Origin of the sequence: Erwinia sp. B116, assembly GCF_002865965.1 — a bacterium.
Lineage (GTDB): Bacteria > Pseudomonadota > Gammaproteobacteria > Enterobacterales > Enterobacteriaceae > Erwinia.
Genome location: NZ_JRZZ01000055.1, coordinates 1 through 16,846, shown reverse-complemented (window position 1 = coordinate 16,846; position 16,846 = coordinate 1). Strand labels below are relative to the sequence as shown.

The following is a 16,846-nucleotide window of genomic DNA, read 5'->3' as shown; positions in this document are numbered from 1 at the left end:
GGTGCTGGGTGAGAAATACCGCGGTATTAACCCGGCGACCACCATCACCAGCCCGCCGCTGGGCGCGGCCGAATACAAGGTAGAGATTGAAGTGACCGCTTACCGCGGTGCGGGCAGTGCGGCAGTACAGGAAAAGGTTGTGGGGTAGCGGCTTCATTTCTCACCGATCAATAAGGTCATACTATGGCTCCAGTTATTACGCCGGTGAAGACATCGGCCGGTTTTCCTTCTGCCACCACGGTGGTGATTATCGGCGGTGGCATCGTCGGCCTGACCGCAGCGCTGACGCTGGCCGAACGCAATATTCCGGTGGTGGTGCTGGAAAAAGGCCACCTTGCCGGGGAGCAGTCTTCGCGCAATCTCGGCTGGGTGCGCAAAACCAGCCGGCTGGCGGAGGATATTCCGCTGGCGCTGGCCGCCGATCGCCTGTGGGCGGAGATGAATGAACGTACCGGTAGCGATGTGGGTTATCGTCAGGCGGGGATCATGTTTACCTCACGCAGCGAGGCGCAGCTGGCGGTACATGAGCGCTGGCTGCAGTCGGTGGCGCATCTCGGGCTGGATTCACGTCTGCTCAGCCGTCAGCAGATTAACGGCCTGGTACCCGAGGGGCAGGAGCCGTGGGCCGGCGGGATTTATACGCCGTCCGACGGCCGTGCCGAACCCACGCGTGCCGCCAGCGCCATCGCCAGCGCGGCGATCGCCCGGGGAGCGGTGGTGGTGGAACACTGTGCGGTGCGTGCGCTGGCGCTGTCGGCCGGACGGGTGTCGGGGGTGGTGACCGAGCAGGGTGAAATTCGCTGCGAGCGGGTGCTGCTGGCGGGCGGTGTCTGGTCCCGACGTTTTCTGGGCAACCACGGCGTGTCGCTGGCGACGCTGCCGCTGATCTGCACGGTGATGCGCACCCGGCCGCTGGCCGGGCCGACGGAGATCGCCGTGGGCGCACCTGACTTCTCCTTCCGTAAGCATATCGACGGCGGCTTTATCGTCACCCAGCGCGGTGCGCTGGACGCCGCGCTGACGCTGGATCACCTGCTGCTGGGCAGCCGTTATCTGCCGCAGCTGCGTGCCCAGCGCAGCGCACTGCGTATTTCGCTGGGCAGGCCGTTTATTCGCGATCTGGCGCTGGCCCGCCGCTGGCGGGCCGACCGCCTTTCACCTTTTGAACGGGTGCGTACGCTTGACCCGGCGGCGAATGCCGCACTGAATCAGGAAGCCATAACGAACCTGTGCGCTGCCTGGCCAGTGTTTAAGCAGGCGCAGCTGGCAGAGGCCTGGGCCGGGGTGATTGATGTGACGCCGGATTCAAATCCGTATATCGGCGCGGTGGCAGCGCTGCCGGGGCTGACCGTGGCGACCGGCTTTTCCGGCCACGGCTTCGGCACCTCACCGGCGGCCGGGCAGCTGGCGGCGGATCTGGTGACGGACAGCACCCCGCTGATCGACCCGGCCCCGTACCGCGTCGATCGCTGAAGGAAAACGGGTGAACAAACGCTGGCCTGTGCTGCGCTGCGGCTGACAGCCTGTCTGCACAGGCACAGGCACAGGCACAGGCACAGGCACAGGCACAGGCACAGGCACAGGCACAGGCACAGGCACAGGCACATGCGCAGGCATAAAGGTTTCAGGGCGGGATATTACTCCGGTCGCCAGATATGAATGGCGTTACGGCCGCTGCGTTTTACGTGGTAAAGCGCGCGGTCGGCGTGGCTCAGCCAGTGTTGCAGCGTTTCGGCTTCGCTGGCGGCGGCGATGCCGATGCTGATCGAACAGTGCAGTTCGGATGCGCCGGGCAGCCGCAGACAACTGATTTTTTCCTGCAGGGTGGTGGCGAGGATCAGCACGCTGGTTTCATCGGCATCACGCACGATCACCCCCAGTTCATCCCCGCCGAAGCGGGCCGGAATATCTGTCGGCCCCACCGAATTACGCAGCAGCGCGGAGATCTCGGCCAGCAGGAAATCCCCGGCGGCGTGCCCCCAGGTGTCGTTCACCTGCTTGAAGTTATCCACGTCCAGCAGCAGCAGCCAGGCGCGGCTCTCTTTACGGCGGCTGCGTAAAAACTCGCTCTGCAGACGGCGGTCAAACAGCCGGCGGTTGGGGATCTCCAGGCTGGGATCCATCAGCGAGATACGTTCCAGTTCGCGGTTTTTACGCCGCAGGCTCAGCGTCAGCTGGTAAGAGACGGCGCTCAGCACCAGTATATAGCCAGCGGCCAGCGGTAGCGTCAGCCAGACGGTGCGGGTGCTGAAGCTACCCTGCCAGTGCATACCGCTGCCGAGCCATGCAAACAGGAACACCAGCAGGAAAGCCTGCACTGCCGGTTTCAGCTGCGGCCAGCCCCCTGCGGCATAGCGATCGGAGGCCAGCACCGCCATCACAATCAGTGACGGCATCGGGCTGAGCGACATCATGCCGACCCACAGCCCGCCAAAAGCGGCATCAAGGGTCAGATTGCGTTTTTCGCTGCCGGTCGGATCCGGCGAGGAGAGCGCCTGACGGTAAGCCAGCCACGGCCAGACAAAGGCGTTGATCGCCAGCAGCAGGTAAAAGGGCCACCCGCGCTGCAGTTCGGTCAGCACCGAGAGAATGGGCATAAAGCACAGAAATGTGCCGAGCTGACGCATGGCAAACATGCGGCGCACGAAACGTGTCGATCGCAGGGCAAGCTGGTTATGGTCAGGTGAATAGTAGTGCATGGTGTCACAACGGATGAGCTGTCGATAGCGCAGTGTATCGGGAAATGTGCCCGCTGCGGATGAATATTTATCACAAACTGGAACAATGATCGGCCCGCTGGTGGGCCGATCGTGATGTTAAGCGTTTAACGCATCAGAAGTTATAGTTTGCGGAGACCGAAACGCTGCGCGGTGCGCCGTAAAGGCCGTAATCGCCGAGATAGGCGTAATACTCTTTGTCGAACAGGTTATTGACGTTGGCCTGTACGGAGAGCTGTTTAGTGACCTGATAGCGGCTGAACAGGTTAACCAGCGCATAGCTGCCCTGCACCAGGTGTTCGCTCCCCGTAGGGCCGGTGACGTCCTGCCAGCTCTGGTTCTGCCAGTTGACGCCGCCGCCGACGGTCAGATCCTGTAGCATCGGTAGACGATAACTGGTGAACAGTTTCGCCGTCGTGCGTGGCAGCTGCGGAGAAACGGCAGTGCCGTTACGTTCTTCGGCGATGTAACGCGATGCGCCGAAGGTCATCTGCCAGTTATCGGTCAGCGCACCGTTGACTTCGAACTCCACGCCGCGGGTAACGGAATCAACGGACTTCCATGCGTATTCGGTCGTACCAGGAACGTAGGCGTAGGTATTCACGCCCAGGTTGTTCTGCTCGGTGCGGAACAGCGACAGGTTGGCCGTCAGGCGGCTGTTGTTCCAGTCGCCTTTGATACCGGTCTCGTAGCTTTTACCCTTCGTCGGTTCCAGATACTTCGCCTCAATGCTGCGGACATTGTTCGGCTGGAAGATGCTGGTATAGCTGGCATAAACCGAGTACGTATCGTTAAGGTCGTAAGTCAGGCCGGCGTAAGGCGCGATCTTGTCGTTCTCTTTGTTGCCGGTGGTGCCGTGTGCCGCCCACTGGGTATAGCGTGCGCCCACCAGCAGCGACAGCGGATCGGCCAGCGAGAAGCGGGCGGCGCTGTACAGTGACTTCTGGCGGATAGTGTCGTCGCTTTCCACCTTCCAGTCAGCGTAGGTGCCTTGCGGAATGCTGCCGTTCCAGTTATTGAAGTCACCAATCAGCACGCCGTCCGATGAGGTGTTAAAGAAGTAGTTGTCCTGTTTGCTGTAGCTGCCGCCGAGCATCAGCTCATGGTTACGTCCGAATAGCTCAAACGGGCCATTAGCGTAAAGATCTACGGAGTCTGTTTTACGCGTACCCTTGTTCCAGCCGTTCAGCGCATAGACACCGGCACCGGTAGATTTATCCGGGAAGCCCCACGGATACATCTGCAGGGTATCAAAGGTGGTTTTACCGTGAGAGCCGTTAACCTGTGCCTGCCAGCCATTATCAAATTTCTGCACCAGGCTGGCGTAGACCTTGTTGGACTCTTTATCACTGTACGCCCAGTCTGAAGCGGTGTTAAAGCTCCGGTCGAAGTGGGTACGGCTACCGTCGCTGTAAAACACCGGCAGTCCGCCCCAGGTCGGGTCGCGGGTTTCGGTTGACTGATAGTCCCAGCCCAGCGTCAGCGTCGTCGAATCGGTGATATCGGCATCCAGTAGCGTGGTCAGGAAACGTTTACGCTTGTGGTAGCGGTCCAGCCAGCTGTCACCTTCTTCATAGCCGCCGATGGCGCGGGCACGTACGCTGCCGGTCTCATTTAACGGTACGCTTACGTCACCGACATAGCGCTGCTTGTCCCAGCTGCCGGTTTCCGCGCTCAGGCTGCCGGTGATGACCTTGCTGTCAGCGTGCTTACGCACCATATTGACCGCGGCCGATGGGTAGCCGGAACCGGTGCTCAGGGCATTAGCACCACGAATCACTTCGACACGGTCGAAGATCGCCGTATCGCCCGCGGTTTCACCAAAATCCCAGATGCTGTCAACGATGGTCGGCACGCCGTCAAACAGGTAGTTATTAATCAGATTGCCGCGCGACCAGAACGAGACGCGCTCGGAGTCGATGCTGTAAGCCGAGACGCCGGTGGTGTTGTTCAGCACGTCGCCGATGGTGGTCAGGTTCTGATCCTGAATGCGCTGTTTGCTGATGATCGAGACCGACTGCGGGATATCGCGCAGCGCCAGCGGCATTTTGGTGCCGATATTGCTGGAGGTCACCGGCACGCTGTAATCGCTGCTCGCCTGGTCGGCCTGGGCCGTGGCTGAGGCTTCAACCGTCAGCGTTTTTTCCTGTTCATTGCTCACGGTAGCGGCAACGGCAGGCTGCAGGGCTGAGAGCACCAGCAGGGCGGCGAAAGAGGGGGTGAACCGGTGTAAACCAGCAGAGGTACGGGATGAAGACACGGTGAAGCCTCGTATTTTATTGGATTTTTTTTACGACACCCTGCACCGCGCGCGCGAAACGCGTTGCCAGATTCACGGGACCTGGCCGTCTGATTATTCCCTCAATAAACCGGTGAGGCGCTCTGGCGGCGCGTTCTGCACCGCAATCACTAACCTGGAATAACAACAAGAATGAGAACTATATGCATTCCGGCAGTGACTATAAACGATTTTTGGAGGATAGCGACAGTAATGATGTCAAAAAGTTCCGGATTTACGGGTGTTATAAAGGTTACCAGGGTGTGACTGCACGTTCTGCCTGAAGGGGAGTTCTGTCGTGGATGCTGAGCAACCATCACGGAGGTAGGGGCTGACGTGAGCCGGATCGCGCAATGTCCCGATGTACAGGGAACCCGACCGGTCTGGCAACGACACCGGCCAGGGAAAACGTGCGCTTTACGCCTGCTAACCTGACCGGTGTCGTCTCAGAACGGGTTAACGCTGCAGGGCCAGCCGGGCGTCATAACCGGCTGACCGAACCGTCAGAAATCCGCTTTCAGCACCACGCGGAAGTTGGCCTTACCGGCGCGTACGTGATCCAGCGCCTCGTTGATTTTTGACATCGGGAAGAACTCCACCTGCGGCGCGATATCGCGGCGTGCCGCCAGCTTCAGCAGCGAGCGCAGCTGCCCCGGCGAGCCGGTAGAGGAACCGGTGATCGCTTTGTCGCCCATAATCAGGTCGAAAGCGCTGACCTGGAACGGCTTCATCACCGCACCGACGGTGTGGAACTTGCCCTTCGGTGCCAGCGCATCGAAGTAGGGTTTCCAGTCGAGATCGACGGCCACGGTGCTCAGCACCAGGTCGAAACGGCCGGCCAGCGCCTTCAGCGCTTCCGGATCGCGGCTGTTGACCACTTCGTCCGCGCCCATATCCAGGATCGACTGCTTTTTGGATGGCGTGGAGCTGAACGCCACCACTTCAGCGCCCAGCGCGTGCAGCAGTTTGATGGCGATATGGCCAAGGCCGCCGATGCCGATCACCGCCACGCGGCTGGTGGCGGTGATGTTGCTCATCAGCAGCGGTTTGAAGACGGTAATGCCGCCGCACAGCAGCGGGCCGGCGCTGGCCGCATCCAGATTCTCCGGCAGCGGGATCACCCACTGCCAGTCGGCGCGCAGCTTCTCGGCGAAGCCACCGTGGTTAAGGATGGTTGGCGTGCTGCCGTTCTCGCAGTTAACCTGCTCACCGTTAATACAGGAGTCGCAGTGCTGGCAGCTTTTCGCCGTCCAGCCGATGCCGACGCGCTGGCCCACTTTCAGCCCCTTGTTCTGCGCCGCGTCGCCCAGCGCGCTGACCCGGCCAATCACCTCGTGTCCGGCGATGGTCGGATACTGCGAAATGCCCCATTCATTGTCGATCATCGACAGATCAGAGTGACAGACGCCGCAGTACTCCACCTCAACTTCAACCTCTTCTGCTGCCAGGGCGCCCGGATCGTACTCCCAGGGTTGCAGTGCCTGACCGGCTTCCAGTGCTGCGTAGCTTTTGATTTTCACTCGTGATACCTCAGATAAACGGTTATTAAGGCGTAAGTTTAGCCGCTTTTAAGCTGATTTCCGGAATTTCACCGCACGTGCTGTTCATCTGGGGGGCTGACCGGGGAAATTTCAGGCAAAAAAAAGAGCCTGACTCAAAGTCAGACCCTTTTTTCTGTTCCTGCGCCGGTTGGTGGCCGGGGGAGGAAATTGCGGCCAGTCCTGTTTGACTATCAACGTGATAATAAACCGGAAATTGCGACCGCAGCTGCTTGCGTCACCTACGGATTAGAAAATAAGCGATTTTATCTCTTTGGTCAAGTTTGTTGGTTGTAAAACAGACAATCCTCTGATGTAATCAAGGCGGTAGGCAATGCGTTGCAGTAGTGACTTAACAGGGGTTAGCGCTTGATTGCTCTAAGATTTCTCCCAGCCAGATACCGGGTGGTGCCGCGTCTGGTATGTCTCCACCTGTTGAGTGCTGCTTGCGTCACCTACAAGACGCAGATTGCGAGGGAAGCCCAAAGACATCAGCGATCTGTAGCGCTCTCCTTAGTAAAAGGAGTGCGCTCAGTGATAACTCTGACAGGCATTTTACTGGTCATGCAGATCCTGCTGGCCGGCGTGCAGATTATCGTTGCCTTCAGGCAGCTGACCGGACGCGTGTAGCAGACGGAACTGGAATCAAGACGGGGCGTCACCACCCCGTCTTTTTTCGTTTACTCGTTAATGCGCGGATGCTGGTCGATCAGGCGCGAACGTTTGGTTTCCAGTTCGGCGATCTGCTCGTTGATATCCTCAATTTTCTGCTCGATGTTGTCGTAGTGCTCGTGCAGGATCTCCTTCGCTTCGGCCATATCCGAGGCGGCAGGGGTGGCACCGCGCAGCGGTTTGTTTGCCGTTTCCTTCATCATCACGCCGGTCACCAGGCCAATCACCGCCACCACCATCAGGTAGTAAGCCGGCATATAGAGGTTGCTGGTGGCTTCCACCAGCCAGGCCGCCAGGGTTGGCGTCAGGCCGGCGATCAGCACTGAGATATTAAAGGCACTGGCCAGCGCGCTGTAGCGGATATGGGTCGGGAACATTGCCGGCAGCGTCGAGGCCATTACCCCGGTGAAGCTGTTGAGGATCACCGCCAGAATCAGCAGGCCGGCGAAAATCAGCCCCATCACGCCGCTGTTAATCAGCATAAAGCAGGGTACTGCCATGACCAGCAGCGCGATACTGCCGATAATCACAAACGGACGACGGCCAAATTTGTCACTCATCAGGCCCATTACCGGCTGCACAAACAGCATGCCCAGCATGATGGCGATGATGATCATCACGCCGTGATCTTCCGAGTAGTGCAGGTTATGCGACAGGTAGCTCGGCATGTAGGTCAGCAGCATGTAGTAGGTGACGTTGGTGGCAATTACCAGCCCCACGCAGGCCAGCAGGCTGCGCCAGTGTTTGGTGGCGATCTCTTTAAACGACACTTTCGGGCCGTCGGCAAGACCTTCGCGGTCACCCTGCTCAAGCTTGTCCACGTGCTGCTGGAAGGCCGGGGTCTCTTCCAGCGCGTGGCGCAGGTAGAGGCCGATAATGCCCAGCGGCAGCGCGACGAAGAACGGAATACGCCAGCCCCAGTCGAGGAACTTCGCTTCCCCGACCACGGTGGAGATCAGCACCACCAGCCCGGCGCCGAGCACGAAGCCGGCAATCGAGCCGAAGTCCAGCCAGCTGCCCATAAAGCCGCGTTTACGGTCCGGGGAGTATTCCGCCACGAAGATTGAGGCACCGGTATATTCGCCGCCCACCGAGAAACCCTGTGCCATTTTACACAGCAGCAGCAGGATCGGTGCCCAGATACCAATCGAGGCGTGGGACGGGATCAGGCCGATACAGAAGGTACTGACCGACATAATGATGATGGTAATCGAGAGGATCTTCTGGCGGCCGTATTTATCACCCAGCGCACCAAAGAACAGACCGCCCAGCGGGCGAATTAAGAATGGCACCGAGAAGGTGGCCAGCGCGGCAATCATCTGCACGCCGGGATCGGCTCCGGGGAAAAACACCTGGCCCAGCGCATAGGCAACAAAGCCGTAAACACCAAAGTCGAACCACTCCATGGCATTACCTAACGAGGCGGCGGTAATCGCCTTACGCAGCCTGGCGTCATCAATGATGGTGACGTCTTTTAACCCGATTGGTTTGACACGCTTCCTACGTAATTTCATATAAAGCACCCTGTAATTATCTGTTATTCAAACATAAATTGTCTGTTGTGGTTGGCCTGTTCGGTCTGCCTGTCCACCGGCGAAAACGCCTTTCCACCCAGGTTCCGCAATCAGCTTCGCGGGCATAATGTCCTGCGTGGCAAACTTCGCCATCTTTTAGTATATCGTGGCTTTTGCGGTTCGCCTTATTAGATTCGGAATATTCCTAGCCATGACAGTGAATTACGCTGTTTTTTGGCCAGCTGACCCTCAGCATATCTGACGATAGTGGGGTATTTTTTAGGATTTACTCAGTGAATTGATAAGGACTGCTTACCTATTGTTAATTGCAGATATAACAGAGGGTTATTTAATCAGACGGCTTGATCCCTTGAAAACGATCGGTAATACTCTTGCCGCGCTTTTGGGGGAGAGTGAATGGATAATAAAAAACAGATAGCTTTCCAGAATCACTGGCTGAATATGCAGCACAGTATTGAAGAAAATTTAACGTATTCACACCGGCAGCCAGAAAACGCGCCGATGCGGGTCGGCAAAGCGGTGCCAGCGCCGCAGGAGGGTTATGTGCTGCCCAGCGACGAACTGATGCCGACGCTGGCGCGCATTAACCAGCGTATGGCGGCGCGACAGCGGGCTGGCGGCGCGGAGTCGCCACCGGCGGCACTGGTGGCCGAGGACGCGGTGGATGTTGCCCTGCGCGCGGTCGACAAACGCCGCCGTTAACGCGGCTTTAACAGCTCGCCGGGCTGCTGTAGCCACTGCATCAGCGCCTCGCTGTTCATCGGGCGGGCGTAATAGTAGCCCTGAATAAAGGCCACGCCGTGCTGCTGCAGATAGCGCAGCTGGGTTTCATCCTCCACTCCTTCGGCCACCACCTGCAGCTGCAGGCCGTGCGCCATCCGGATGATGGCGTCAAGGATTGGCGTGTTGGCATCGGCAGCATCAATCGCGCTGACAAAGCCGCGGTCAATCTTCAGGTAGTCGAGCGGGAAGGTGTGCAGGTAGGCCATTGAGCTGTGGCCGGTACCAAAGTCATCAATCGCGATACGAATACCCTCACTGCGCAGCTGCGCCAGCTTTAGCGCCACGGCTGTGCCATCCTCAATCAGGCTGCGCTCGGTCAGTTCAAGGGTAATCGAGGGCTGCATTCGGGCAACGCCGGCGGCAAAGCGCCGGATATCCGCGATAAACTCCGGGTGCTGCAGATGTTCCGCCGCCACGTTGACCCCAAGATGAAAACCGGGTGCCACCCGCCAGTGGGCACTCTCTGCCACAATACTGTCCAGCAGGTAGCGGGTTAACGGGATAATCAGGCCTTCGGCTTCCGCCGCCGCGATAAAGATATCCGGCCGCACCCAACTGCCGTCTTTACGCTGCCAGCGCATCAGCGCTTCGACCCCGCCCGGCTCGCCGCTGTTAAGGTTGCCCACCGGCTGATAGACCACGCTGAATTCGCGGCGTTTAAGCCCCTGGTAGATCTCATCACCAAATGAATGTCTGCGCTGCAGCCAGCTGCGGGTCAGGGTGACGGCCAGCAGCGAGAAGATCACCGCCATCGGCAGGAAGGTGAGCAGCGCCTGATACCAGTTCTTCAGCAGTTGCTCGGGTGGGGCGCTCAGGCTGATGCCGATCGGATAGCGTTGCGAGCTGGCATTCAGCGTGTGGACGGCCCAGCCCTGCGGCCTGTCCCGGCGATCGTCGCTGACGATGCGATACCCGTCACCAAACTGCAGGGCGATGCGGTAGTTACGGCTGTCCCCCGCCGCGCGCATAACGTCGATCAGATACTGGCCGTCAACCAGCGCATAGGTGCCAAAGGCATCCGGGGTTTCACGCATAAACAGCACCGCCGGCCGGTCGAGCACCCCGGCGGTTCCCGCCAGCGACAGGGTCCACCACGCCTTATGCAGGGCGGGAAGCGGGCGGCGGATCATCCGTTCCAGCGTACTGGGCAGCTCGCCGTAGGCTGATGAACAGTAGATCTCGTCATTCTGGGTCAGGCCGATCGAGCGGAAATAGGGGTAGAGGGTACCGAACTGCTGCAACGTGGATTTAACCTCCGGGCAGTCGCGGGTGCTGAACTGGCGCAGCCGGTCATTCATCGTCCAGGCCTGGTCGCTGATGTGATCGGCCTGGGTCAGCAACATGGTGGCGGTGATCTCCAGCTGGCGCTTAACGATCTGCCTGGCCTCGATAAAGGTAAAAACCAGGCACAGCAGCAGCGGCAACTGCCCGGCGAACAACAGGCAGAGTATGCTCTTACTGGATTTGATTGATCGGTGCAAGCGGTTCCCCTGTGAGCGCCGAGGGCGCAGTCTGTCATGACCGGTGGCAATACCTGCGGCTATGGTAGCAGGGAAACTTTATGCTGTGGCTGCGGCGGCAGAAAAAACGCCGCCGCCGGTGCTCAGGACGGCCGACCGTTGCCCAGCAGGATCGCCAGCTTGCCGCCGCCCGGGGTGGTCTCCATCAGAATTTTACAGACGCTGGTCAGCGGTACCGACAGCAGCATGCCCACCGGCCCCAGCAGCCAGCCCCAGAAAATCAGCGACAGAAACACCACCAGGCTCGACAGCCCCAGCCCGCGGCCCATCACCCGCGGTTCCAGGAAATTACCCAGTACCAGGTGGATCAGAATAAACAGCGTGGCCACCAGCCCGGCCTCCAGCGGCGTATTCAGCAGCAGCGCCTGCAGTACCGGAGGAATGCCGGCGATCACCGGGCCGATATTCGGAATGTAGTTAAGCAGAAAGGCGATTGCCCCCCACAGCAGCGCGAACTTCACGTCGAGAGCCAGCAGCGTCAGCCAGACGGCCACCCCGGTCAGCAGGCCGATCAGGGTCTTCAGCGCCAGGTAGTGGGTAACGCCCTTCAGCGCCCGGTGCAGCCCGGCGATGCGGATCTGGGGATTAACCAGCGCATTGCGCAGTTTGTAAGGCAGGTGATGCACTTCAAACAGCATAAACACCACCGTCATCATCACCAGCACGATGCGGGTCATTGCACCGGAAATCTGGCTGAACAGGGTGGTGGCAAAGGCCATCAGCGCGTTAGGATCCAGCCGCCGCGCCAGATATTCGCTGGAGATATTGATATGGAAGCGCGCGGCAAAGTGCTGCACCACCGCCAGCTTCTGCTCCGCCTGCGCCTGCAGCAGCGGGTAGACCTCGCTGAACTCATCGGCAGAGCTGGCGATCATGCCGCCGAGCAGCAGCAGCACGCACATCATCACCAGCATCACCAGCCCGATCGCCATGCCGCGCCGAACGCCGCGGCGCATCAGCGTAGTGACCAACGGGTTGAGGACGATGGCTAAGAACAGCGCCAGCAGAAAGGGGACGACCACCTCAGACGCCAGCCGGACGCCGGCCAGGATCACCACCAGCGTGGCCAGCTTCAGCAGTATGTTCTGGCCGATCTTCTCCTGCGGATTTGCACTCATTATCGTTCCCTGTCGCTGTCGGTGCTCGGTAAGAGCCTGTCCCATCGGGCTGAATGTCTTCGACAATGGCGCCCGACGGGAGAAACTCTAATTGTAGCGACTGCACCGGGAACCGGACGCTTTTCAGAACCTTCGCGATTCTGCCGCCGCCCGCCGCTGCATTAACGCCAGCGCGCTCAGCATCAGTCCCAGCCCGCTGACGATGGCAACTGTTGCCATCGCCATTCCCTGGCCCACCGATCCCTGCTCGAACTGCCGCCAGATAAACACCGAGACGGTCTGGGTGCCGGCCGGGGCCAGCAGCAGCGAGGTCACCAGCTCGCGCGAGGCGATGGCAAACACCATCAGCATCGACGCCAGCAGGCTGGGAAACACCAGCGGCAGTACCACGTGGCGCAGCGCCAGCCAGACGCTGGCGCCGTGTACCCTCGCCGCCGGCTCCAGGTTGCCGCCGAGCTGGCGCAGCGCGCTGCCGACGTAGCGTACCGGCCACGGCAGCAGCAGGCAGCAGTAGGAGAGCAGCAGGATCCCCCAGCTGTTATAGGGGGTTACCGGCCAGAACGGCTGGTTCCACAGCAGGATCAGCCCGACGCCGACCACGATGCCCGGCAGCGAGGCGGGCAGCAGCGACAGCCCGTCAATCCACACCGCGCCGCGAATGCGCTGCATCACCACCAGCCAGGCCGCGAGGAAGCCGAGCAGCCCGGCGATCAGCGATGAGGCCAGCGCCAGCCCGAGGCTGGTGGAGAGCGCGCCGAGCGCATCGCCATGCAGGGCGAACAGCGCGGCGAAGTGGCGCAGCGTCAGATTGCTCCATTGCAGGCCGCCGGAGAGGGTGGAGAGCAGCGCGCTGAGCAGCATGCTGCCGGCCGGCAGCGCCACGACCAGCAGCGCCACCAGCGTAAACAGTACCAGCGCTGGGCCGCGCCACACGCCCAGTCCGCAGCTGCTGACGTCGGCCGGTTTGCCGGTAATGCTGGTGACTTCTTTATTACCGACCAGCTTACGTTGCAGGGCAAAGGCGGCCAGCGCCACCGCCACCAGCAGCACGGAGAGCAGCGAAGAGCCGGGCAGGTCGATCGGCCAGTCGGCCAGCCGCTGTTCGATGCCGGTGGTCAGCATCACCACTCCGGCGCGGGAACCGAGCGCGGCGGGCACGCCGTACTCTTCAATCGCCAGGGTAAAGGCCAGCAGCACTCCGGCGGCCAGCGCCGGCAGCAGCATCGGCAGCGTCACGTGGCGGAAGGCGCGTAGCGGCGTGGCGCCGTGCACCCGGGCGACGGTGGCCAGCCGTTGCCCGCTGGCCAGCAGGCTGCGCGAGACGGCAAAGTAGACCACCGGGAAGATATTCAGCGTCATCACCAGCGCAATGCCGGTGCGGCTGAACAGCAGATCGTTGAGGTCCGGGCCGCCCAGCTGCATCAGGTAGCCGTTATGCTGCAGCGCCAGCGTCCAGCTCAGCGCGGCGATGTAGGGTGGGGTGAAGAACGGCACCAGCATCAGCAGATCCCAGGTACGCGCCAGCGGCAGCGTAAACAGGCCGCGCAGGATGCCGAGCGGCACGCCGAGCAGCGCGCTGAACAGCGCCACGCTCAGGCCAACGCTGAGCGTACCGCCGAGCAGCGCCGGCAGTTCGGGATCGCTAAGCAGCGCCGGAAGGGCGCTGAAGGCGCCGTCCAGCGAGCCTGCGGAGAGATGCGGGAAGATGGCCTGCAGCAGAATAAACAGCAGCGGCAGGGCGACCAGCAGCACCAGCAGCGCCACGGTCAGTAGCGGAAGTAAACGAGGTTTCACCGGTAAGCGTCCTGAAAGGCGGGGTGGCGCGGCTGCGCCACCCGGGAGGGTTAAGACTTGCTGAACAGCGCGGCGAAACGTTGCAGTACCGAGCCGCGGTCAGCGCTGCCGCCGGCCTGCGCCGGCAGAATGTTCAGGTCGCTAATCAGCGGACGCTGCGCACCGACGTCGGTGCGTGCCGGCATCAGCCAGGCATCAGCCACGGCTTTTTGCCCCTCTTCAGAGAGCACATAGTCGATAAAGGCCTGCGCATCGGCGGCGTGCTGGCTGCTTTTCAGGATCATCATCGGGCGCGGCGCGACCACGGTGCCGCTGGCCGGGAAGATCACCTTCACCGCTTCACCCTGCTGAATGCTGGCGTAGGTAACGTAATCCACCGCGCCAAACACCGCGGCTTTGGCCCCCTGCAGCACCGGGGTCAGCGCCTGGGCGTTTGGCCCGGCGATCGCCATGCCGTTATCCTTCAGCCTGGCGAACAGCTGCCAGGCGCGATCGCCCATGCTGTTCTGCAGGCCGATCAGCAGGTCAAGCGAGGCCCCGGACAGTGACGGATCGGGGGTGGTGACACGATCTTTAAAGGCGTCGGTGGTCAGATCGGCCCACTCTTTCGGCTCCGGGGTGCCGCTTTTAGTGTTCCAGACGATGCCCAGCGCGGAGATCCCTTGGGCAACGTAGTGGTCGGTTTTGAATTCCGCCGGCACCTTCGCCGCGTTGTTACTCTGGTACGGCAGCAGCCAGCCGCGCTGCTGCAGCTCTTCTGCCGTATCCCATGAGGCGGAGATCAGCACGTCGGCCTGCGGATTGGCCTGCTCGGCCTCCAGCCGCGCCATCACCTTGCCGGTGGTGGCCTGGAAGATATTGACCTTAACGCCGGTCTGTTTTTCATAGCCTGTGGCCAGGCTTTTGGCCAGCGAGCCCGGGCCGGCGGTATAGACGGTCAGGGCACTGGCATCGGTGATCATCATGCCGGAAGTGAACAGCATCGCGAATACGGCTCCTGTCTTAATCGGATTAAACAATTTCATACGGGTTCCCCGGAGAGTGGTGTAACGGTTTGAATGGCAGAAACGGTACCGACGGAGAGCCAGACGATGCGGTCCGCCAGGATTTCGGCCTCATGGCGATCGTGAGTGACATACACGGCAGTGGTGCCGAGCTGACGCAGCAGGTTGGCCATCTCCACGCACAGCGACTCGCGCAGGTCGCGGTCGAGGTTGGAAAGCGGTTCGTCGAACAGCAGGATTTTCGGCTCGGCGATAATCGCCCGCGCCAGCGCCACGCGCTGCTGCTGGCCGCCGGAGAGATCGGACGGCCGGCGGCCAGCGAAGTCAGCGAGGCCAACGCGGTCCAGCGCGGTGATGACACGCTGCTGGCGTTCCTGCGTCGGCACGCGGCGCATCAGCAGCGGAAAGGCCACGTTCTGCGCCACGCTCATATGCGGCCACAGCGCGTAGTCCTGGAACACCATGCCGAGGTCACGCTGTTCTGGCGGGGTGCTGAACTGGTCGCTGGCAATCAGCCGATCGCCGAAGTGCAGCGTGCCCTGCTGCGGCTGCAGCAGGCCGGCCAGCAGCTTCAGCAGCGTGCTTTTGCCGCAGCCGGAGGGGCCGAGCAGCGCGACGATGCTGCCGGGTTCAACCCTGAGATCGATGTGATTCAGTACCTGATGGCTGCCAAAGGCATAGCTGATGCCGTTGAAAACCACGGAGACAGGGGAGCGCGTCACAGGATCACCTCGCGGCCGTGCGGGTGTAGCCGTGCTGCCGACGGCAGCGGCCGTCGGTTCGCGCTCAGCTGAAGGAAATTCAGTGAGCCAGACATATTGTTTATCCTCTTTGGGACTTGAGCGGCCGAGTATAGGGGGGCTTTATGGCGACTTTATGACGGTTGTGTGGCGCTATGCGGCTGAAACGAAACGTTGCGATTAAAAGACGGGCAGCACGAAATGCCTGCGGTATATTGGTAATTCGTCCATTTTTTGCCTTGCGAGCCGTAATTTTCATGTCTGACCAGCCCGCCGCCGATGCGGCACTCAGTGGCCTGCGCCTGAACCTGCGTATTCTCTCCGTCGTGATGTTTAACTTCGCCAGCTATCTGACCATTGGCCTGCCGCTGGCGGTGCTGCCCGGCTACGTGCATGACGTAATGGGCTACAGCGCCTTCTGGGCCGGGCTGGTGATCAGCCTGCAGTACTTTTCCACCCTGCTCAGCCGTCCGCACGCCGGGCGCTATGCCGATCTGTGGGGGCCGAAAAAGGTGGTGGTGGCCGGGCTGGCCGGTACGCTGATCTGCGGCCTGTGCTATGCGCTGGCCGCGTTCAGCAGCGCGGTGCCGCTGCTCAGCCTGCTGCTGCTGTGCCTCGGGCGGCTGGTGCTGGGCGTCGGGCAGAGTTTTGCCGGCACCGGTGCCAGCCTGTGGGGCGTGGGGGTGGTCGGCTCCGCGCATATTGGCCGGGTGATTTCATGGAACGGCATCTGCACCTACGGGGCGATGGCGATCGGCGCACCGCTCGGCGTGGTGATTTACCAGCGGGGCGGGCTGCTGTTGCTGGCGGCGGCGATCTGCCTGATTTCCCTGACGGCAATGCTGCTGGCGCTGCCGAGGCCGCAGGTGAAGAGCAGTAAGGGCAAGCCGCTGCCGTTCCGTGCGGTCTTAGGCAGGGTGTGGGGCTACGGCGTGCTGCTGGCGATGGGGTCGGTAGGCTTTGGGGTGATTGCCACCTTTATCACCCTGTTTTACCAGGCGCGGGGCTGGGACGGGGCGGCTTTTGCGCTGACGCTGTTCAGCGTAGCCTTTGTCGGCACCCGTCTGCTGTTTCCGAATGCGATTACGCGGTTTGGCGGGCTGAAGGTGGCGCTGGTCTGTTTTGCGGTGGAGGCGGCGGGGCTGTT

General features: G+C 61.1%; 12 protein-coding genes and 1 pseudogene. 4 read left to right on the top strand and 9 right to left on the bottom strand.

The features are described from left to right. Window positions 1-148: pseudogene (locus tag NV64_RS24260) on the top strand (RidA family protein); the annotation flags it as partial. A gap of 35 nt (window positions 149-183) precedes the next feature. Further along, window positions 184-1,473: an FAD-binding oxidoreductase gene (locus tag NV64_RS21255; RefSeq protein ID WP_056232722.1), complete on the top strand. Its 1,290-nt coding sequence runs from the start codon at window positions 184-186 to the stop codon at window positions 1,471-1,473. Between the two features lie 164 nt (window positions 1,474-1,637). On the opposite strand, the gene NV64_RS21250 is transcribed toward NV64_RS21255, so the two are convergent. The 4 genes from NV64_RS21250 to proP all read right to left on the bottom strand — a co-directional run bounded on the left by NV64_RS21250 (window position 1,638) and on the right by proP (window position 8,719). Then, window positions 1,638-2,699 (bottom strand): diguanylate cyclase, encoded by a 1,062-nt coding sequence (locus NV64_RS21250; RefSeq protein WP_101506716.1) that lies wholly within the window; start codon window positions 2,697-2,699, stop codon window positions 1,638-1,640. 133 nt (window positions 2,700-2,832) lie between these two features. Further along, window positions 2,833-4,977, bottom strand: coding sequence for a ferric-rhodotorulic acid/ferric-coprogen receptor FhuE (gene fhuE / locus NV64_RS21245; RefSeq protein ID WP_101506715.1), 2,145 nt, complete (start codon window positions 4,975-4,977; stop codon window positions 2,833-2,835). A 521-nt stretch (window positions 4,978-5,498) separates the two neighbouring features. Continuing rightward, window positions 5,499-6,515 (bottom strand): NAD(P)-dependent alcohol dehydrogenase, encoded by a 1,017-nt coding sequence (locus NV64_RS21240; RefSeq protein ID WP_056232716.1) that lies wholly within the window; start codon window positions 6,513-6,515, stop codon window positions 5,499-5,501. A gap of 698 nt (window positions 6,516-7,213) precedes the next feature. Then, window positions 7,214-8,719, bottom strand: a complete 1,506-nt coding sequence (gene proP, locus NV64_RS21235) for a glycine betaine/L-proline transporter ProP (protein ID WP_056232714.1) — start codon at window positions 8,717-8,719, stop codon at window positions 7,214-7,216. 417 nt (window positions 8,720-9,136) lie between these two features. On the opposite strand from proP, the gene NV64_RS21230 reads away from it, so the two are divergent. Further along, window positions 9,137-9,442 (top strand): hypothetical protein, encoded by a 306-nt coding sequence (locus tag NV64_RS21230; protein WP_056232712.1) that lies wholly within the window; start codon window positions 9,137-9,139, stop codon window positions 9,440-9,442. Here NV64_RS21230 and NV64_RS21225 read toward each other — a convergent pair. From NV64_RS21225 to NV64_RS21205, 5 genes are all read right to left on the bottom strand, one after another. Then, window positions 9,439-11,004, bottom strand: coding sequence for an EAL domain-containing protein (locus NV64_RS21225; RefSeq protein ID WP_056232710.1), 1,566 nt, complete (start codon window positions 11,002-11,004; stop codon window positions 9,439-9,441). The two genes, NV64_RS21230 and NV64_RS21225, sit on opposite strands and share 4 nt — an antisense overlap. Before the next feature lie 122 nt (window positions 11,005-11,126). Continuing rightward, window positions 11,127-12,161: an AI-2E family transporter gene (locus NV64_RS21220; RefSeq protein ID WP_056232708.1), complete on the bottom strand. Its 1,035-nt coding sequence runs from the start codon at window positions 12,159-12,161 to the stop codon at window positions 11,127-11,129. A gap of 123 nt (window positions 12,162-12,284) precedes the next feature. After that, a complete protein-coding gene (locus NV64_RS21215; protein WP_101506714.1) occupies window positions 12,285-13,955 on the bottom strand; it encodes an iron ABC transporter permease in 1,671 nt (556 codons plus the stop codon). Between the two features lie 50 nt (window positions 13,956-14,005). Continuing rightward, window positions 14,006-14,980 (bottom strand): ABC transporter substrate-binding protein, encoded by a 975-nt coding sequence (locus tag NV64_RS21210; protein WP_369878921.1) that lies wholly within the window; start codon window positions 14,978-14,980, stop codon window positions 14,006-14,008. Beyond that, window positions 14,977-15,681: an ABC transporter ATP-binding protein gene (locus NV64_RS21205; RefSeq protein WP_056232702.1), complete on the bottom strand. Its 705-nt coding sequence runs from the start codon at window positions 15,679-15,681 to the stop codon at window positions 14,977-14,979. The genes NV64_RS21210 and NV64_RS21205 overlap by 4 nt, the downstream gene beginning before the upstream one ends. 275 nt (window positions 15,682-15,956) lie before the next feature. On the opposite strand from NV64_RS21205, the gene NV64_RS21200 reads away from it, so the two are divergent. Next, window positions 15,957-16,846: MFS transporter (locus NV64_RS21200; protein ID WP_101506712.1), on the top strand; the 890-nt coding region annotated here is incomplete at its 3' end.

Bases quoted from the DNA above. Each gene is read 5' to 3' on its own strand.
- NV64_RS21255 (WP_056232722.1), top strand. From the start codon at position 184: ATGGCTCCAGTTATTACGCCGGTGAAGACATCGGCCGGTTTTCCTTCT.
- NV64_RS21250 (WP_101506716.1), bottom strand. From the start codon at position 2,699: ATGCACTACTATTCACCTGACCATAACCAGCTTGCCCTGCGATCGACA.
- proP (WP_056232714.1), bottom strand. From the start codon at position 8,719: ATGAAATTACGTAGGAAGCGTGTCAAACCAATCGGGTTAAAAGACGTC.
- NV64_RS21230 (WP_056232712.1), top strand. From the start codon at position 9,137: ATGGATAATAAAAAACAGATAGCTTTCCAGAATCACTGGCTGAATATG.
- NV64_RS21220 (WP_056232708.1), bottom strand. From the start codon at position 12,161: ATGAGTGCAAATCCGCAGGAGAAGATCGGCCAGAACATACTGCTGAAG.
- NV64_RS21210 (WP_369878921.1), bottom strand. From the start codon at position 14,980: ATGAAATTGTTTAATCCGATTAAGACAGGAGCCGTATTCGCGATGCTG.